At 68.9% G+C, this 17,986-nt stretch carries 18 protein-coding genes; 8 read left to right on the forward strand and 10 right to left on the reverse strand.

The genetic code is table 11. The annotated features are described in order from the left end of the window. The first annotated feature begins 182 nt into the window (after nucleotides 1–182). Nucleotides 183–956 carry a hypothetical protein gene (locus tag ACF1DX_RS31150; RefSeq protein ID WP_391794475.1) on the forward strand — a complete coding sequence of 258 codons (774 nt, stop codon included), beginning with the start codon at nucleotides 183–185 and terminating at the stop codon, nucleotides 954–956. Nucleotides 957–1,079: 123 nt separating this feature from the next. Here the strand turns inward: ACF1DX_RS31150 and ACF1DX_RS31155 are convergent, their stop codons facing one another. Beyond that, on the reverse strand, nucleotides 1,080–2,192 hold the full coding sequence (locus tag ACF1DX_RS31155) for a ParB/RepB/Spo0J family partition protein (protein WP_391794476.1): 1,113 nt from the start codon (nucleotides 2,190–2,192) through the stop codon (nucleotides 1,080–1,082). Next, nucleotides 2,189–3,352 (reverse strand): ParA family protein, encoded by a 1,164-nt coding sequence (locus ACF1DX_RS31160; protein WP_391794477.1) that lies wholly within the window; start codon nucleotides 3,350–3,352, stop codon nucleotides 2,189–2,191. The genes ACF1DX_RS31155 and ACF1DX_RS31160 overlap by 4 nt, the downstream gene beginning before the upstream one ends. 409 nt (nucleotides 3,353–3,761) lie before the next feature. Here ACF1DX_RS31160 and ACF1DX_RS31165 point away from each other — a divergent pair, with 409 nt between their 5' ends. Then, nucleotides 3,762–4,370, forward strand: a complete 609-nt coding sequence (locus ACF1DX_RS31165; protein WP_391794478.1) for a hypothetical protein — start codon at nucleotides 3,762–3,764, stop codon at nucleotides 4,368–4,370. Here ACF1DX_RS31165 and ACF1DX_RS31170 read toward each other — a convergent pair. Continuing rightward, nucleotides 4,346–4,756: a winged helix-turn-helix transcriptional regulator gene (locus ACF1DX_RS31170; RefSeq protein ID WP_391794479.1), complete on the reverse strand. Its 411-nt coding sequence runs from the start codon at nucleotides 4,754–4,756 to the stop codon at nucleotides 4,346–4,348. The two genes, ACF1DX_RS31165 and ACF1DX_RS31170, sit on opposite strands and share 25 nt — an antisense overlap. 95 nt (nucleotides 4,757–4,851) lie before the next feature. Between ACF1DX_RS31170 and ACF1DX_RS31175 the strand changes: the two genes are divergently transcribed. Then, nucleotides 4,852–5,733, forward strand: coding sequence for an NAD(P)-dependent oxidoreductase (locus ACF1DX_RS31175; RefSeq protein ID WP_391794480.1), 882 nt, complete (start codon nucleotides 4,852–4,854; stop codon nucleotides 5,731–5,733). A gap of 238 nt (nucleotides 5,734–5,971) precedes the next feature. On the opposite strand, the gene ACF1DX_RS31180 is transcribed toward ACF1DX_RS31175, so the two are convergent. Together ACF1DX_RS31180 and ACF1DX_RS31185 are read right to left on the reverse strand one after the other, a co-directional pair. Beyond that, nucleotides 5,972–6,514, reverse strand: a complete 543-nt coding sequence (locus ACF1DX_RS31180) for a hypothetical protein (protein WP_391794482.1) — start codon at nucleotides 6,512–6,514, stop codon at nucleotides 5,972–5,974. 2 nt (nucleotides 6,515–6,516) lie between these two features. Further along, nucleotides 6,517–7,173: a hypothetical protein gene (locus ACF1DX_RS31185; protein WP_391794483.1), complete on the reverse strand. Its 657-nt coding sequence runs from the start codon at nucleotides 7,171–7,173 to the stop codon at nucleotides 6,517–6,519. A 553-nt stretch (nucleotides 7,174–7,726) separates the two neighbouring features. On the opposite strand from ACF1DX_RS31185, the gene ACF1DX_RS31190 reads away from it, so the two are divergent. Continuing rightward, nucleotides 7,727–8,326: a hypothetical protein gene (locus ACF1DX_RS31190; protein ID WP_391794484.1), complete on the forward strand. Its 600-nt coding sequence runs from the start codon at nucleotides 7,727–7,729 to the stop codon at nucleotides 8,324–8,326. Between the two features lie 86 nt (nucleotides 8,327–8,412). Here ACF1DX_RS31190 and ACF1DX_RS31195 read toward each other — a convergent pair whose 3' ends face one another. After that, entirely contained in the window at nucleotides 8,413–8,838 is a 426-nt protein-coding gene (locus tag ACF1DX_RS31195) for a hypothetical protein (RefSeq protein WP_391794485.1), read from the reverse strand. Nucleotides 8,839–8,886: 48 nt separating this feature from the next. Next, nucleotides 8,887–9,570 carry a hypothetical protein gene (locus ACF1DX_RS31200; RefSeq protein WP_391794486.1) on the reverse strand — a complete coding sequence of 228 codons (684 nt, stop codon included), beginning with the start codon at nucleotides 9,568–9,570 and terminating at the stop codon, nucleotides 8,887–8,889. Between the two features lie 894 nt (nucleotides 9,571–10,464). On the opposite strand from ACF1DX_RS31200, the gene ACF1DX_RS31205 reads away from it, so the two are divergent. Continuing rightward, nucleotides 10,465–11,217: a DUF6008 family protein gene (locus tag ACF1DX_RS31205; RefSeq protein ID WP_391794487.1), complete on the forward strand. Its 753-nt coding sequence runs from the start codon at nucleotides 10,465–10,467 to the stop codon at nucleotides 11,215–11,217. Nucleotides 11,218–11,244: 27 nt separating this feature from the next. Here ACF1DX_RS31205 and ACF1DX_RS31210 read toward each other — a convergent pair whose 3' ends face one another. Next, the gene (locus tag ACF1DX_RS31210) at nucleotides 11,245–12,678 is read right to left on the reverse strand and encodes a hypothetical protein (RefSeq protein ID WP_391794488.1); all 1,434 of its coding nucleotides are present in this window, start codon (nucleotides 12,676–12,678) and stop codon (nucleotides 11,245–11,247) included. Between the two features lie 340 nt (nucleotides 12,679–13,018). Continuing rightward, the gene (locus ACF1DX_RS31215; RefSeq protein ID WP_391794489.1) at nucleotides 13,019–13,987 is read right to left on the reverse strand and encodes a ScbA/BarX family gamma-butyrolactone biosynthesis protein; all 969 of its coding nucleotides are present in this window, start codon (nucleotides 13,985–13,987) and stop codon (nucleotides 13,019–13,021) included. Between the two features lie 112 nt (nucleotides 13,988–14,099). On the opposite strand from ACF1DX_RS31215, the gene ACF1DX_RS31220 reads away from it, so the two are divergent. Both ACF1DX_RS31220 and ACF1DX_RS31225 read left to right on the forward strand, forming a co-directional pair. Beyond that, nucleotides 14,100–14,726, forward strand: coding sequence for a ScbR family autoregulator-binding transcription factor (locus ACF1DX_RS31220; RefSeq protein WP_391794490.1), 627 nt, complete (start codon nucleotides 14,100–14,102; stop codon nucleotides 14,724–14,726). Continuing rightward, nucleotides 14,723–15,712, forward strand: coding sequence for an NAD-dependent epimerase/dehydratase family protein (locus tag ACF1DX_RS31225; protein ID WP_391794491.1), 990 nt, complete (start codon nucleotides 14,723–14,725; stop codon nucleotides 15,710–15,712). Before ACF1DX_RS31220 ends, ACF1DX_RS31225 begins: the two co-directional genes overlap by 4 nt. Before the next feature lie 89 nt (nucleotides 15,713–15,801). On the opposite strand, the gene ACF1DX_RS31230 is transcribed toward ACF1DX_RS31225, so the two are convergent. After that, complete coding sequence (locus ACF1DX_RS31230) at nucleotides 15,802–16,452, reverse strand: TetR family transcriptional regulator (RefSeq protein WP_391794492.1); 651 nt, start codon at nucleotides 16,450–16,452, stop codon at nucleotides 15,802–15,804. A 307-nt stretch (nucleotides 16,453–16,759) separates the two neighbouring features. On the opposite strand from ACF1DX_RS31230, the gene ACF1DX_RS31235 reads away from it, so the two are divergent. Beyond that, nucleotides 16,760–17,971: an IS701 family transposase gene (locus tag ACF1DX_RS31235; RefSeq protein WP_391794493.1), complete on the forward strand. Its 1,212-nt coding sequence runs from the start codon at nucleotides 16,760–16,762 to the stop codon at nucleotides 17,969–17,971. Nucleotides 17,972–17,986: the final 15 nt, after the last annotated feature.

Below are 17,986 nucleotides of genomic sequence, written 5' to 3' on the forward strand. Positions count from 1 at the left end.
TCCCCTCTCTATGTTGATGGCCCCCTAAGTACGGGCGGGGCGCCTATGTGGACGGCCGTGCGGGGTTCTTGTGTTTTATCACGGCGTGATAATCCCGAAGACCCCCGACCGAACTCCCCTGCGCATGCCACGACTTGACCGCATACAGTCAGCGAGGTTCAACAGGGGAGGAAAACCCGCACGTGAAGCACCACATCACCCACCGCGCCGCCACCGCGTTGCTGTGTGCCGCCACCACCGTGATCATCAGCGGTTGCAGCCCGGACGGTGCCGAGGCCGGCGCGAAAAGCATCTCGTCCACGACCAAGGCGAAGCATCCCTTCGACACCATGACGCCCAGGCAGATCGATCAGCAGGCCCGGGAAGTCGTCAAGAACACCACGAGCATGCGCCTTACCGGTAAGGGCATCAGCGATGGCCGACAAATAGAGGTCGACCTGGCCATGGATGTCCACGGCTCCTGCAACGGCACGGTGGGCGACTCCATGGGCACCGTGGCCATCGTCAAGAAGGGTTCCCTCGTCTACGTCAAGGCCGGGGAGGACTACTGGCGGGCCACCTTCAGCCGCGGGATGACAGCCGAGCAGACCGAGGAGATGGTCGGTCACTTCACGGGCCGTTGGATCAAGCCCCCCAAGATGATGTCGGAGACTTTCGGGCGCATATGCGATGGTCTTGACGTCCTGCTCGGAGAACTGAACCCGGTGTCCGACGGAAACTCCGTCCGCGAGGCCGATGCCTTCGTGGGCGGCCGACCCGTCGCCGTTCTCACCGAAAGGACCACGACCGAGACCACGACCGTCTGCATCGCCAAGGAGGGCAAGCCCTACCTCCTGAGAGGCACGGTCGCAGGCGGCGGCGAGCCCGTGGACCTCACCTTCACCGACCACGGCAAGCCCGTCGACACCACCCCGCCGCCGGCCGACCAGATCCTCGATCCCACCACGCTCCGCTGATCCGCACGGACCACGGCATGCCGGGCGGGCGCGCACCAGATCCGGCTGCCCGCTTCACCGGAACCGGTGCGGCCCCGCTCCCTCCACGGAGGAGGGCGAGCGGGGCCGACGGGCGGGGCTCTGCTATCGGGTCTTCAGTTCGGCCAGCAAGGCCTTGTACTCGTCCGGGTGCTGCTCCCGCAGGACGTCCATCCACACCCGGGCTCCTTGAACGAACGTCTCGGGCTTCATCTTCTGGTGCAGATGGTGCACGCAGTAAAAGGCGTCGTCGTAGGGGAGGCGCTTCGGCTGCTTCGGCTGTTCCGCTTCTGCGTTCGCTGTCCCGGGTTCTCCTGCGCCGACGCGTGGTTCCGGGATGGACTCGGGAGCCTGCTCGTGCTCGACGGGCGGCGTGGCCGCACCGGGCCGCATCGGAGGGGGCGGCGGAGCGGCCGGCTCGGCAGGCGCCTCCGGGATTATCACGCCGTGATAATCGGCGGGGCCTGCCGAGCGCTCGACAACTTCCTGCGGCTGGGCTTCCGTCTTCCTGCGGGCTGCTTCCGCCCGTTCGTCCGCCCTGGCCCTCTGCTCCTCGGGGGACAGCTTGCCGAGGTTGCGGACGTGCTCGACCTTCCGCACCCCGGTCACCAGGTCCTTCTGGAGCTCAGGGGTGAGCTTCAGAAGGGACAGCTTGCTGGAGATGGTGTTCTGCGGGATGCCCAGCCGTTTGGACGCCTTGGTCTGGGAACCGTAGTAGTCGACCAGGGCCTTGAGGGCGTGGGCCTCCTCCAGGTCCGTCATGTCGTCGCGGTGGTAGTTCGCGACGAACGCGGCCTCGAGGAGGGTTTCGTCGGTGGCGACCCGTCCGTTGTCGACGCGGACCGGGATGGTGGCCATTCCGACGCGGCGGGCGGCCTCGAGGCGGCGGTGGCCGTCGACGACGATGTACTGCGTCCCGGGTTCCAACTCGGCGGCGCGGTCCGGCCGGGTGCGCAGGTAGGCCTCGATCGTCGCCACGGCGATGGGGATGATGATGCCGACCTCGCGGACGGTCTGCACCGTCTCGTCGAGGTTGCGCAGGTGATTGCGCGGGTTGTCGGGGTTGTCGCTGATGAGGGTGACCGGCAGCTCGGTGGTGGCCGCTGCGGTCGATTCCTCGCCGGTGATGGTCTTGTCGATGAGGCTGCGTCGGGAGGACCGGGCGCCGCGGGCTGCGCCGAACGCGGGTGCCGATCCCAGGGTGTCGGCCTTGCTCAACGGGTCGCTCCCTTCGCTACCTGACGCATGGCTTCGGCCTGGTCACTGTGGGGGGCGTAGGTCAGCAGCGGCATCCGCTTACGGACCGCTTCACGCTGTTCCTTCAGGTCGCCGATGACGGCGAGGACCTTCGGGTCGCCGAGCGACTTCCAGTTGTCCAGGGACGAGGTGGCGACGTAACCGCGGCGGGAGTCGTACAGGTTGACGACCAGGCCGAGGTAGTCGATCTCGAGGGAGAGGTCTTCGCAGAGGTCCTCGATCTGCTGGGCGAGCATGCCGTAGGCGGTGGCGGAGGAGTCCTCGGCGAGTACGGGGATGACGACCCCGGAGACTCCGACGGGCTCGCCGCGGCGCCGGCGTCCGTAGTAGAGGGCGGCGTCCATGGCGATGCCGAGGCTGGGCGGGCAGTCGACGATGATGACGTCGTAGTCGGCTTCCAGGGGGCGCAGGGCCAGCTCGAGGGCCGCTTCCTTCTGGAAGCCGCGCTTCTGCGTCGCCACGACGGCGATCTTGGCGTCGAGGAGGAATCCGTCGAAGCAGGCGGGCAGGACGTGCAGGCGCTTCTCGAACCGCGGATCGTCTATCTCCACGACGAGGTCGCGCAGATCCCCGCTGCCTTCGCCGCACATGTGGGAGACCAGGCTGTCGTGGTTGGGTTCGATCTGGGGGACTCCGAGCTGTTCGCTGAGGTGTCCCTGCGGGTCGAAGTCGACGACGAGGACGCGCTTGCCCGCCTCGGCGTAGGCCTCGCCGATGCCGGCGGAGATGGCGGTCTTGCCGACCCCGCCCTTCTGGTTGCCGACGATCTTCCGTTCGGGGTCGGTACCGCGGGTGCCGTGCTGGGGGGAGGGGTTCGCGTCGAGCCAGTCACGGATCGACTGGGCGAGGCCCTGGGTGTAGGAGACGCCGCGGTCGGTGCAGGTCTCCTTGAACTGCTCGTACAGCCCTGGCGGAAGCCATGTGGAGAACGACTTCGCACCGGCGGTGTCCACTTCGGTACCGCTGTTCGCGCTGCCGCGCCAGTCGTTGATGGCCGCCTCGACGGCGTCCTGGATGTCCAGGCTGAGCTCGGCGGCGCGGACCTTGAGTGCTTGTTGGAGCGCCGAGGGCAGCTTGGACGCTACCTTTTCCCGGTCTCCGTCGGGGTAAGGAGAAGCCATGACGTCAGCATACTGACTCCTGAAGGTGTAATGACACCCTCTTTGCAAGTTCTGACACAGTTTCACCCGATGGGCGTCCCCACTGGATTATCACGCCGTGATAATTGCCGTCCGGCGTGACTGCGCCGGGTCCCTCTCCTACGGAAGCGCGCCCTGCTCTGCGCATGAGGTCACAAGCAGCGCCGGTCCGACGACGCTATAGCCTCCGCCCATGACCCATCGCCGCAGTCGGATCGAGGATCCTCGTCTCCACGAGCTGCCTCACCATCAAGCGCTCCTGGAGGGTACGGACTGGGCGTCACTCGCCACCGTATGCGGGACGGGCAGGTCCCTGCCGACGACACTGGCACGCATCATCGGTCCTGACCCGGTCGTCAGGGCGGCCGCCATCGATGAGGCGCTCAGGGAGGTGACCCACCAGAACACCATCTACGAAGCCACGGTGCCCGTGGCGTGTTACGTCGCGGCAGTCCTCCACCATCCGGTCATCGCGGCAGATGACTCCGGCACCGGTGCCGGCATGCCACCGCACCGCCCGGCCGTCGTGAGACTGCTCGAGTGGCTCAGCGACACCGCCTATGACGCCGACGACGAGTGCGTCGCCGTCAGTGAACGCCACTACGGCGAGGGGTTCCTCGACGGGGACAGGGCGATGCGCGCGTTCCGGGACCTGCGCCCGGCGCTCTTCTCCGCTCTCCGTCCTCTTCTCGGCCACGACAACGCGGAGGTGCGCGACGCCGCTTTCGTCGCCGCGGTCCCCCTGGCAGAGCACCCCGCGCTCGCCACGCACCGGGCCGAGCTGGCCGGCCAGGCCCGTCGTCTGCTGGCCACCAGCACCGACCGCCACCATCGGGACCGTGCCCTGGCTGCGATGAAGGCGTGGGGTCACGACACCGGCGGCCTGGAGAACGCGGATGACATCGCAGCCCGCGAGCGTTACACCCGGCTCAAGGCGGAACGTGACTCCTGGTGGACGGCCGACGGGACGGGCGGCTACTCCGAGAGTCCGCCCTTCTGACTCAGGGGCACTCGGCGCCCCTGGACATCCCGCTGATCATCCAGCTCTTGGACGGTCGTCCGCTCGCGTCCCCAGGCGGCCAGTGGCTGGAGTGCGTCGTTGAGGTGCTTGCCGTCCTCGGTCAGCGAGTATTCGACGCGGGGCGGCACCTCGTCGTAGGAGACGCGGTGCACGATGCCGTCCGCTTCCATCTCTCGCAGGTGGGAGGCGAGCACCTTCTCGGTGATCCCCGGGAGCAGCCGGCGCAGTTCGCCGAAGCGGCGGTGGGGGTGCTCGTGGAGCGCCCAGAGGATCAGCACCTTCCACTTGCCGCCGATCACCTCCATCGCGGTGTCGATCCCGCAGACGTGTCCGTCCCGTGTGCCCGGCCGGTTCAGTGTCGTCATGCCCACCCCTCTGACGTGCTCGCTCACCCCGGGGTAACCACCCACTCCGAAGTGCGTACTTGATCGCCTCCGGGCCTGCTTCCAGCCTAGTCGGCATGGCACAGACCCCTGTTGAGAAGACGTCCGTCACGCTGCTGGGCCTCGGCGCGATGGGCACCGCACTGGCCCGTACCTGGCTCGCCGCCGGCTACCCGGTCACCGTTTGGAACCGCACTCCGGCCCGCTCCGTACCGCTCGCCGCCGAGGGGGCGAGGATCGCGGACAGCGCCGCTGCCGCCGTCGCGGCGAACACGCTGGTCGTCGTCTGTCTGCTGGACGACGCCTCGGTCGAGGAGACGCTGACCGGCACCGACCTGGCCGGCCGGGACCTGGTCAACCTGACCACCAGCACTCCGGCCGAGGCCCGTGCCCGCGCCGAGTGGGCCCGCGAGCGCGGCGCCCGTTATCTGGACGGCGGGATCATGGCCGTCCCTCCGATGATCGGCGTCCCCGAGGCCGGCGGCTACGTCTTCTACAGCGGTTCGCGGGAGGTGTTCGAGCGGTATGCGGAGACCCTGCGCGTCCCGGCCGGCACCACCTACGTCGGTGAGGACGCGGGCTTCGCGGCGCTCCACGACGTGGCCCTGCTCAGCGCCATGTACGGGATGTTCGCCGGTGCCGCGCACGCCTTCGCCCTGATCCGCAAGGAAGACATCGACCCCGCGTCATTCGCGCCGCTGCTCGCCGACTGGCTCACCGCGATGGCTCCGTCCGTTCACCAGACCGCCGACCAGCTGCGCAGCGGCGACTACACCAAGGGGGTCGTCTCCAGCCTCGCGATGCAGGTGGCCGGCACATCGACCTTCCTGCGCACCGCCGAGCAACAGGGCGTCAGCATGGAACTGCTCTCCCCCTACTTCGCGTTGATGCGCCGCCGTCTGTCCGAAGGCAGCGGCGAGGAAGACCTGACGGGCGTGGTCGACCTGCTGGTGCGCTGACCGGCCACGTGCCGTCCCAGAGGCGGCCGCGTCGGTCGGGGAGGACGCTGGCATCCGGTGGACGGCATCAGAGGTGATGTCACGGGCCGGATTATCACGCCGTGATAAGTGCCGGTGTGTGTCGGCGGCAGGGTCTTCTGCGGTGCCGGTGCGTGCGAGAGACGGTAGACTTCCTTCCGAAACCTAGACACAGTGAGGCCCCCGCTTCGGCGGGGGCCTCACTGGTGTGCCGGTCGTGTCACGGGCGGGGTGGCCTCCGCCGTGAGCGGTCACGGGCTGTCGAGAGGCTCAGTACCTCCGCCGTTCCCTCGGGCGCTGCCTTCGCCAGCTTCGAGGGGCCGGGCGAACTCCTGCGGCCCAGGCGCTTCTCCTTCTTCTCCTGCTCGGCCCGGGCGACGGAGGCCTCGTAACGCTCCTGGTAGTCGTCGACGTCGAGACGGTCCGCGGGGTCGAGTGTGCCGATGGCCTCCAGGTGCTCGGTGACGCTGCGCGCGCCACTGATCATCGGGTTGAGGAGGTAGATGCCCTTGGCCTGGCGGAACACCAGCTTGGCGAGGATCAGGGCCTGCAGGCCCCGTCCCACCATGGAGCGGTGTACGTCCAGGGCTTCGGCCAGCTCCTCTTCGGTGACCAGGCAGCGCCCTCCCGGCTCCTGGGTCCCCAGGAGCCGGAAGAGCACTCGGTAGGCGATTCCCGGCATCGCGGGCATGTAGGCGAAGCCGTTGAAGGTGCCGTATGTCAGCTCCGGCGGCTCCGGGTTCGCAGACGCTGCAGTCCTCATCCTCACGCCTCCGGCTTCTTCTCCGTACGTTTGCGCTTGCGCGTCCTCGACGACGGTTCGGGTAGTTTCGCACCTGGGAGGGCCATGCCTCTGAACTCCTCCGGAACGCCGGGGTCGAGTACGAGCTCGTTGAGCAGGCTCAGCTGTTCCACCTGGACCTTGACGCTCTTGGCCACCGATCCGCGGACGGGCTTCTCGATCAGCCGGTAGCCGCCGCGCAGGGTCACCGCCGGCTGGAGCTGGATCGACCCCTTCTTCGGAGAGTAGGCCAGCCCCAGCCTCTTCAGCTTGGACTGGGCCCGTGACACCTGGGCCGGGTCCATGTCCAGCTCGGCGGCGATCTCGGCCTGCTTGAGCTCGACGGCTCCTCCTACTTCCTGGCTTCCCATCATGTAGAGCAGCACGCACAGGGTCACGTTGTCGTCCCTGAAGTACCTGGCGGCCCAGCGCAGGAACTCCAGGCTGTCCTGGGCGAAGTACTTGCCGACGAAGTCGCCTGCGGTGACCGGGGGCTTGAGCTCTGCCGTGTGCCCGACGGGCAGCTCGACGAGGTTCTTCCTCGGACCGAGCGCGCCCGCGTACGGGCTGCTGCGGCTCGGTCCACGGGGCGGGGATGTGCCGGGGACCCGGCGGGGGTCTCCATGGGGCTGTGCGGACATGGCGCTACATGCTCCTCAAGATCGAAACCTAGACGCGGAGCACAGTAGTGATTGCGCAGATAGATAGCAACGACGCGACCTATCTGCGCGTTACGTGCATCGAACATGACTTCGGAGTCATGTTCGCGACGGTTCCGGAGGCCATCGCGAGATTGCGCAGATAAGTCGCAATGACTACGGGGCAACTTGACTTCACACGCAACTTCCGCAGTCTCAACATGACGTGGGAGTCATGTTCTGAGGCTCCGTCACCCCCTCTGACCTGCGGAAACGTGATCCTCCCTATTCTCTATAAGTGCGGGTCCGTGTCTGCTTGCTCTGCTTGAGCCCATCCTGGGAAACCGATCCTGGGAGTCATGCAGTCGTCTTGACCGGGACCTCAAGCACTCCCTGCCCCTCTTGGACCCGCACCACCGAAAGTCAGCCACGGCGGTGCCCGCACCCGAACGATCAGGCGCGCGTGTGTCTCCAGCAACCCCGTTCCGGTCCCAGCCACGCTGCTCTGTCTCCAAGGGCCGGGACAGTGCCGTGAGCGCATGAGGAGAATGAGGCGGTGAACCCTCGTGACCTCGAACTGACCCTTGCCGCCGCTCGCGCCGTCGGCCCCTGTCCGCCAGGAGAGGAGGCCGCCTGGACCGAGCAGGTCCGGGCCAGGGCCATCCACCTCTATACCCTCGCGGACACGGTGGGGCAGGACCTCCAGCGCCTGGACGCCGCGAAGCAGTTCACGGCGACCCTGCTCTCCGTGCGCATCGAGTCGACGAGTACCCGCGGGCTCCTGGTCGTCCGTAACACCTCCGGCGAGTTGGAGCGTCTGCGCACCGACCGTGGTGATACGGACGCGGGCCGGGCGATGATCGAGCGTGCTCGGGCGCTGGTCGGGCACCGGCTGCGCGTGTACCGCCTCAACGAGCAGATGGCCTCTAACGCCAAGTTGCAGGTCCGCACGGTCGTCCACCTGGCCGACTACGGCCCGGACACCGACCCCGTGCACGAGCACGGCGCGAAGGAGAACGTGCTGGCGGCGGCCGAGGGCGACAAGGAGTCCGCCCGCCAGGCCTGGCTGGAGGCCGGCCTGCCCGAGACCGGGTCGGTGACAGTGCGTCAGCTCGCCGAGGCCCTGGCTCAACTGCCCGTCGCCGACGTGCTGTAGCCCGGGCTGGGTATAGTGCGGGCAACCATCCCTTGCTCAGGCACCGGGGCCCCACCGATACGTCGGTGGGGCCCCGGTTTTCGTGCTCAGGCGACCTGTAGGTTCGGGCGGCCGTCCGCCGTGGGCGGGACAGCGGCGTAGGCGGGAAGTTTCAGGTTGGGCAGCTCGCCGGCCTTGATGTTCGCGATCGCGGCGCGGAAGGAGGCCTCCATCTCCTGGGAGCCGGCGTACTTCGCCGCCAGGGGGTGGAGGCGGTAGGAGTTGCCCTTGCCCCGGCTGCCTTCCTCGTTCTTGGGGCGTAGGACGATGTTCAGCTCGCACAGGGGCGCGATGAGGTTGCTGACGGCCTGTGGGGTGACACGGTATTCACGGGCCATGTCCTTCTGCCGTACGGGAAGGTGCCCGCCGAAGTCGGAGCGGTAGAGCAGGTACTGCAGGAACTTCACGGTGGCTCCGGAGACGGGCAGGGCCCAGATGCGTTCGGACACGACCGGTGACATGACTTCAGCCATCGGTATCCCTTCTTCCTGCCGGGCGGCGCGGCGTCAGGTGGATGTGTATCACCCGATGCGCCGCCCTATGTCGTAGGGCGGGTGCTGGGTGAGGTCGAGGCCCTGCTCTTCCTGCTGGGAATCCGGGCCGATCCCGTGGGGGAAGGCTTCGGGGTCGCGGTCGTGCTGGGCGGCGATCTGTTCCAGGACGGCATGCTGGGCGGTGCTGTTGCCCTGGAACCACAGACGGACGTTCAACTGGATCATGCCGTTGCCGAGCTGCTCGATCCACCGGTAGCCGACCAGGGCCTTGATCGCGCGGTTGACCGTGGAGCGGGTGATGCGCTTGCCGTTCTTCTGGGCGGCGAGCTTGTTGAGGCCGTCGGTGATCTCCTGCTGTGTGTACGGGGTGACGCCGGTGCCGTGCTGCTGGCCGCCGGCGACGTAGAGGAAGACGCACAGCTGGGATTTGGTGATGGAGTTGGCCACGGAGAGCTGGGCCAGGAGCTGGGTGAACCAGTTCGAGGCCAGGCTGTAGCCGGCATCGCCCGCCATGTCGTGGACGGCCGTCTGGTCGGGCTCGTACTCGAAGGTGACGTTCTTGAGCTTGCGGCGGCCACGGGGGTCGGCGCTCCGCGTCGCTTCTCCCAGTTGTTCTCCGAGGACCTGGAGAAGGTCCTCGAAGCCCTCGTCGCCCGATGGAACGTCAGCGACGACGCGTGGTCTCGGTCGTGCCGGCGGATCAGGTGCCACAGGACCTCCCTTGATACTCAGGCGGTCCAGACACTAGCCCAAATATCAAGCAGTGGTTGTCTTTCGCGCCAACGGCCCATCACGTGAGGGCCCTGGAGCGGCTCCCTTCGCCCCTGCCGCCGAAAAGTCAAACACAGCTTGGTTTTTTCGGCCCGTTCGCGCCGAGAATCAAGTGTGGGTTGATTTCCCGTGTCCCGATGACAGCACATTCCGTTCGAGTCACCCCGCTCGCCGACCGCGTTTTCGGAGGTAGGCACACGTCGCCGACCTGCGGCGTTGCCATCGCTCCGGAGCTCCCGGAAGAATCAACCACAGCTTGAGTTTCCACCCCGAATGTGTCCGCCAGGTTGACATTCCTAGAGTTCAAATGTGCTCCCCAGGACAACATGGGTTCGGTGAAACCGCAGGTCAGAGCGTTAAATTTCAGCGCCCCTCTTACTAAAGAGGTCCGCACCGGCGAGTGCTCCGCTGTCTGTCTCCGATCAGCCCAGTCCCCTGCCCATCCCTGACCGGCACCACCGAACGCCAACCCCATGGGCGAGGAACCCGACTGTCGACAGGTGGAAGCACCCGCACCACCCACCTTGCTCAACCACGCTTGTTGTCTTGAAACGTCACGGGCGCAACCACCCGGGACTCGGCCCCGTTGGTGCTGTCCACTGCCCGCACGGCACCACGGCCCCGCACGCGAAGCGAGCTCAGCCGGCCCTCCGTTCGTCTTCACCGTGCGAGAGCGACTTCGGGAAAGCCCGCATGTTCGGAGTGGTGAACGTATCGCGTGGATTTCTAGCGTTCCGGTCGGCACCGCTTGCCGTGCCACACCTGTCCGGAGTCGCTGAAGGAGCACCTGTGGATCACATGGATCACAAGCCCGGAACGCCTGGAATGCACGAGATGAGCGACCCCGTGTCCGCCGTGGACACCGCGGGTGCCCTTTTCTTCACCGGATGGGCCGTGGCGATGTGGGCGGCGGTCGCCGTGCTCGCCTATGCGAACCGGGGGCCGGTGCGGCCCTGGTTGTACCGGACGGCGGTGGGGCTGATCGGCCTGGGAGTCGTCGGGCAGATCGGCCACTTCCAGGAGCACGTGGCGCAGGCGATCTACTGGATCGCCAACCCGTACTCCCCGGCCTGGATGACTCCTTGGGCGAACAGTTTCGCCCAGGGGATGGGCCAGGTCGACCCGTCCAAGCCGGCGCTCGGCATGGAGCTGCTCCACCTCATCGGTAACCTCATCTTCCTGGCCGGCCTGGTCGGCGTCGTGCAGATCACGCGGCGGGTCAGCGGTGAGCTGAAGTCCCGGAAGTGGGCCAGGATGGGTGTGTGGATGCAGGGCATCCACGGTGTGGAGCACCTCGTGCTGACCGTCTCCGTGGCGCTGGGCGCCAGCCGGGCCATCGGGCTGTCCACCTGGTTCGGTGCGATCGAACCGGGGGTCGCGCTGTCGACGTACCGGGTGTGGTGGCACTTCGTCGCCAATCTCGTCGGAACGGCCATCCTCGGGTTCGCGATGCTCCACCTGTGGCGGGAGAAGCGCATCGTCAAGGCGGCCTACCTCCTGGAGCAGGACAGCAGCCTTCCGCACGTCCCCGGCGCGGGAATCCGCGAGGACGTGCCTCGGGAGTCCGTGCTGGCAAGCAGGAAGTGAGGGACGGCTGCGGTACGGCTGGAGTTATCACGCCGTGATAACTCCAGCCGTACCGGCTTCCGAGTCGGTGCCCACGGCCTCCACCCGGCATCTCCAGCACAGTCCGTGGGGGGCCCTGCGGGAACAGGTGCCGTCACGGCCCCGGCAGCGGTCCACCACGACGGGGCCCGACGCCTTCGGCGGCGTCCACGCCGGACGGTCCGGCCGGCCACCGGCGGAACGGCTCCGTGGGGACGGTGGCGGGGCGGGTACGGTTCCCGCGTTCCGTGGCGGAACGTACCGATCCGCGGTCGTCTCCTGGCAGGTGCGGCAGCGCCTGCCGGTCGACCAGAGCGTGCCGGTCTCGCAGTCCGGGTCGGCACAGCCCCAGCGGGGGAGGGCCACGCCGAGCAGCCAGCGTCCGGGATCGCGGATGTCCTCGACGAAGGTCGCGGCGAGTCGCTGTGTGAGACGGGTCCGCAGGCGTTCGACGCCCGTGCCCGCGTCGAGCTGCCGGGCGATCTCCCGCCCCAGCCGCCGTTGCACGTAGGTGTTCAGGTCCTTGAGCAGGAAACGTACGGGTTCCAGTACGGAGTGGAGCCTCGGGCTGAAGGTCAGCTGTGGCCCCTCGTAGGGCCTGCGTACGGTGCGTACGGGAGAGGGGTTCGTGTCCTCCGCGCGCAACGCGAGACGGCCGCGCGGTGCGACCTCGGTGGCTGCCCCTTTACCCACCTGTCTCTCGCCTACGGCGGGTGAGGTGCGGTCGGCGTCGTCATCGGGTCGGTCAGTTCTCCGGTCTTCCTTGTACGCGAGCGATCCTTCACCAGTCCGGGTACCTGAACGGTCATCAAGGGAGGCGGGGGTGCGTCCGTCGTGGATCCCGAACAGGTGCCGCCCGTGTTCCCCGGCCCGGCGGTGGACGGTGATCCAGCCGGACGCGTCCAGCTGCTCGACGATACGGGTGACGGCGCCCGTGGTGAGGGGCAGGCCCGCCCGGGGTCCCGAGTGGTGGCGGAGGACTTCGGCGAGCATGCGGGAGGTCAGCGGGTGTTTCTGTGCGACGGCGTGGGCGATCACGGCGTAGGCGCGCAGCAGGCGCGGGCGGAGGCATTCGCTGGCGGTCACCGGGAGCCAGACGAATCGTTCCGTCGACGTCATGGGTCTGACCTGTCGTCGGGCCGTCGTTCCGTATCCGCCGGGGAGGGATCTGCGCCGGCTCTCCGGTAACTCCACGAGGCCGTCGGGGCCGGCCGCGCGGAGCTGGGCCAGGCCGCGTTGCACGGTCGACTCGGACAGCCGCAGGTAGGAGGCGAGCGTGGCGATCCCGGCGGTGCATCCTTCGGGGCGCTGGGCGAGCGCCTTGACCTTCACGTAGACGCTGAGGGCGGCGTCCGAGTAGTGGGGCGACTCCACCAGCCGCATCGGGACCTTGACCCGTTGCCGTATGTACGTGTGAGGAGGGGGCGGGGTGCCGTCGGGCATCGAGGGCCGGTCGGGTTCGCGGGGTGCGGAAAGTTGCCCAAGAGGGCGTGTACTCGCGGAGGCGAGCTGAGAGGGCTGGTCAATGCCGCAGCTTTGCTCCATGATGGGGGCGGTCTCCTGGTAGGGGGCATGACGAAGCCGTCGCATGGCTTCGAGGTTCGTCCGGAACCGAAGAGGGCCCTGGGGAGTGGCATCCCGACGGGCCTTCGTCCGTCGGGCAGACGGCTCGACGGGTGACATGGCTGTGAGCCCAGTGGTGGCACACTGGGTTCAGCCTTTGGAACTCTTCTCGTTGCGGTGAAACCGCGGACGGCCCGCCCGAAGGCGGGCCGTGGCTCGTTTACGGCGCCGTGTCGACCATCTCGGTCGTCGCGGTGAAGGCCAGTTCCTCTCCCTGGAAGGCGTTGACGCGGACCGTTTGGCGTCCGTCGCGCGTCGGTGCGGCCTCGGTGGTCTCGGTGGTCTCGACGGCCGGAGCGGTCTCGATCCAGCAGGGTTCGTCGAACTCGACGTACTTCTTGAAGGTCGCGTCCATCGACGCCGGTGCCGCGCCGGCCGGGAACGGCCGCATGGCGTGTGCCACCTGGCGTACGGATTCCAGGAGCAGCATTCCGGGCACGTGGTCGACGGGGTGGTCGAAGAGCACCGGGTGTCCGGTGTCGACGCGCAGTTGCCAGCGCTGTCGCTGCTGGGTGGGTGACAGGACGATGTCCCGCAGCCGGTGGCGGTTCACCGTGGTCCGCTCGACCGGCCGGGGCACTGCCGGCGCGTTCAGGAAGGCGCCGAAGTCGCCGGCCCGTCCGGCGCGCAGCCGTCGGTAGACGGCGGGGGAGTGGCAGCCGAAGTGCGTGTCCGCCACGGCGAGGAGGGCACCGCCGCGCACCGCCTCGATGTGCATGGACATCGAGGCGGGGATCGACCGGAAGAAGCGGATGTCCGAGCACGTGACGTGCAGTTCGAGTTCGGCCGGGTTCCGCTCGAGGCCCATCGCGTCCATGTTGACCGAGTACTGGAAGCGGGACCAGCTCAGCTGGTGGCCCAGGGGGACGTCGTAGGCGACGTGGGCCAGCAGGGGGAACGTCTGGCGGACGGTCTCGCAGAGCAGCAGCGGGTCGTAGAGGCCGTTCTCGCACTCGTAGAAGCTGTGGCTGCGCGGCCACTGGGCGCTCACGGTGAACGAGGCGGGTCCGGCCTTCGTCCACTCCGTGAGGAACACTTCCGCCAGGGCTGCGCGGTGCACGTATTCCTTGGCGACGGTGGTGGTCAGGAGCGGTCTTGCGGCAGCAGGGTTCTCAGCAGTGGTGAGCATGACTATCCCCCGGAAGCAGCGTGAGTGGGCGCCTTCTGCCTACCGGTCGAAGGCGTTGCCCTGTAAAATAGGGGCGTTCGTTTTTTTTGTCGAGAGTGATCGAGGCACTGAAATGGCTGAGCCGAAGCAGGAACGGGCGGTGAAGACCCGGGAGACGATCCTGTACGCGGCTGCGGAGATCTTCGACGAGTGTGGTTACAGCGGAGCCAGCATCAGCAAGATCATGAACCGGGCCCAGGTGACTCAGGGCGGCATGTACTTCCACTTCAAGTCCAAGAGGAGTCTGGCGCAGGCCGTGCTGGCCCATCAGCAGGAGTTCGTGCACTTCTCCGTGGAGACGGCCGGGCTCCAGAAGCTGATCGACCTCACCTTCTTCCTCGCCCGCGAGCTGCAGAACAACGTGCTGTTCCGGGCCAGCGTGCGGCTCGCCGTCGAGCAGGGCGAGTTCGGGGCCCGCGACGACACGGCGTACCAGGAGTGGGTGAACGAGTTCCGCGAGCTGCTGCGTGAGGCCCGGCAACGGGGCGAGCTGCTGGCCGACGTCGACGAAGCGGAGTTCGCCAACGTGCTCGTCGGCGCCTACAGCGGCATCCAGGTGTTCTCCAACGTCTCCAGTGAACGCGTCGATCTGCCGGAACGCCTCGTGTCGATGTGGCGTTACCTGCTCCCCGCCGTCGCCACCCCGCAGGCCAGGGCGAAGTTGTCGTTCCCGGTGGACCGCCGGCGGCTGGCCGCATGAGACCGTTGCGCGTGGTGCTGACCGGCGCCACCGGCTTCATCGGCTCGGCGGTGCTCCGCGAACTCGCCGGGCACCGCACGGGGGAAGATGCCGGCTCGGGTGAACGCCTGGTCGTCCGGGCGGTCGGCAGACGGCGGCCGGAGGGCGCCGGGCCGGCCGACGAGTGGGTCCGGGCGGACATGGCGCAGCCCCGTACGTTGCGCGGCGTGTGCGAGGGGGCCGACGTGCTCCTCCACATGGCCGCGGTCATCAGCCCGGACGAGTCGGAGTGCGCCGCGGTCAACGTCGACGGGACGGCCGCTCTGATGCGGGAGGCGGCCCGGGGCGGTGTGAGGCGCGTCGTGCACCTGTCGACGGCGGCGGTGTACGGTCCCGGCCCGCACCGGGGGACCGGGGTGAACGAGGTCGTCCCCGCGCCCGTGTCCCCGGCCAGTCGCACCCGGCTGGCCGGGGAGACCCACGCCCTGGCCGCGGGCGCCACCGTGCTGCGTCCGGGGCTGGTGCTCGGCAGGGGGGACCGCTGGGTCGTGCCGCTGCTCGCCCAGTGCCTGCGCGCTGTTCCCGCGTTGTGGGACGGCGGACGGGGCAGGGTGTCCGCCGTGGCCGTGGACGACCTGGCGCGGCTCGTCGCCCGCCTCGCGCTCGCCCCCGGGGCCGACGGGCGGGCCGACGGCCGCGGCGGCATCTGGCACGCGAGCCATCCCCGGCCGGTGCGTGTGGGGGACCTGCTGCGCGCCCTGGCACGGTACGACGTGCTGCCCGCCGTGACGGCGGAGCTGCCCTGGCAGGAGTGCCTGGAGCGGCTGAGGGCCGCGCGGATTCCCGTGAGCGAGCGTCAGTTCGCCCTGGTCGCCACCGACCACTGGTACCGGAGCGACGAGATCTGGCGGGTCGCCGGGTGTTCCCCGGGGCCGTCGCCGCTGGCGTGGGTGGAGGACGCCGCTCCGTGGTACCGGTCGGCCGTGGCCGCCCGGACGGGCGGCTGAGGACGGTCACCTCGGTTCGGGTTTCAGCGGTGACGGCACTTCGGCGTTCCCAGGGCGCCGTGGCCACCTGGACGGGCGGCTGAGGACGGTCACCTCGGTTCGGGTTCCAGGGGTGACGGCACTTCGGCGCCCCTTGGGTGCTCCGGGCCGGGCGGGTCGGCCGCCACCCCCGTGAGCGTGAGCTTCCAGACGGTGCGCAGCCGTGCGACGGCGTTCCCGAGTTCCGACTCGTCCTCGACCCTGCCGCGCAGGTACACCTCCGCTCCGTCGGTCAGGTGCTCGACCAGCGTCATCACGTCGGCGGCCGGAGCGCTCCCCCGGAGCTGTCCGGCCTCGTGCGCCTCGTCGAGGAGCTTGCGCACGGTCGGCAGCCAGGCCTGTGACCAGGAGGCCGAGCCCGGGCGTTCCCTGCTCAGCCGGATGGCGGCCCGGACCGAGGCCTCCTCCTCCATGAGCCGGGCCAGTTCGAGGGTGAGGCCGACCACCTGGCACAGCGCCCGGCGGTTCCCATAGGCGTGGCCGTCCAGTGCGGCGAGGGTCACGGACCGCCCCTCCGCCTGTACGGCGTCGGCCAGTTCCTGCTTGGTCCGGAAGTGGAAGGTCAGCGCCCCGACCGACATGCCGGCCAGCCGGCTGATGCGGGACAGCGACGTGCCGTCGTAACCGGCGCGGGCGAACTCCGCGCAGGCCGCCGTGATCACGGCCGCGCGGGTGCGCAGGGCTCTCTCCTGTCTCACCATGTCGCCTCCTCGGGCATGTGACGGGGCATCGGGCGCGGGCGGAAGACCGGCGGTCCCGCGTGCGGTGGCGGTCTTCTCCGTGTGCCGGCCGGTCCTCGTGACGGACCCCGGCCCTGCGGCACGAGGGCCGGCGGTAAGGGGGCCGGTGGGCAAACAGCCCGGTCAGAGGGCGGTTCGGAGGGCGGCGAGCCGGCCAACTTGGCGAAGTGCATTCGGCAACTCCCCGGAGTCGAGAAAAAAAGAGGTTGTTCGCTATTATTTTAGCGCGGTCGACAGCCGCGGACCGATCCAGGGGAGGGGACTTGCCATGGCTGGACGAGCGCTGACGCACGCGAACACCTCGATACCGGTCTTCACCGAGCAGATCTTCGAATGCCTGCCGCGCGCCGATCAGCGCCGGTGGGCCCACGCCTATGTGCGGGCGCTGCTCACCACCCCGGGCAAGAAGTCGGTCCGGCGCCTCGCCGCGACGGTCTCGGCCTCGCCGGCCACCTCCCAGTCGCTCCACCAGTTCGTCAACGCGAGTCCCTGGGACTGGAACCCGGTCCGCACGGAGCTGGCCAGATGGGTGGAGCGGCAGGCGCCCCCCATGGCCTGGGTGGTCGACCAGGCCGTACTGCGCAAACGGGGGGAGCACTCCTGCGGGGTGCACCGCCGGTTCCTGCCCACCACCGGACGGTCGGTCACCTGCCAGGTCGGCGTCGGCGCCTTCCTCGCCTCGGCGGGGGCGGCCGCGCCGGTCGACTGGCGTCTGCTGCTGCCGGGTTCCTGGGCCAAGGACCCCGAACGCCGCCGGCGCGCCCGCATCCCGTCCGACGCCGGACTGCGTACGGCGGAACAGCACGCCCTCGACCTGATCGACTCCCTCGCCACCACCGCCGGGAGCACCCCTCTGCCGGTCGTCTGCAGCCTGGACCCGGCCGCCGGTTTCGGCGTCAGGACCCTGCTGCACGGACTCGCCCTGCGCGGGCGGGACTTCGTCGTCCCGGTGCCCGGCAACCTGCACGTGATGGTCGGCCGGCACCTGCGGACGCAGCGTCCCCGCGGCGGTGACGGCTACGGCCTGGTCCTCACGGCCGGCAGCCTCCTGGGAGCGGGCGGCGGCATGCCGGACCGCGTCGAGACGGTGACCCGCCGGGACGGCGACGGCCGCCCCGCGACGGTCGTCTCCAGCTTCGTCCACCTGCCCGGTCAGGGCACGTCGGGCGCCCACGCCCACCGCACCTACCGGTTGCTGGCCGTCCGCTCCGACAGCGAACGCCGCCCGCTCCGGTTCTGGCTGACCAGCCTCATCCACGCCCGTACGGAATCCGTCCTCGCCCTCGCGCGGTTGCTGCCGCGGGCGGGGGAGGCCGTGCGCGAGATGAGGGACGGCTTCGGGCTGCTCGACTTCGAGGGCCGGTCGTATCCGGGCTGGCACCACCACATGACCCTCGTCTCGGCGGCCTACGCCTACGACCGGTTCACCCGGCAGGCCGCCCCCGCGGTGCCCGAACGCCACCTCCTGACGGCGGTGTGAACGCCGCCGCCCGCC

Origin of the sequence: Streptomyces sp. NPDC014676, assembly GCF_043084105.1 — a bacterium.
Classification (GTDB): Bacteria; Actinomycetota; Actinomycetes; order Streptomycetales; family Streptomycetaceae; genus Streptomyces.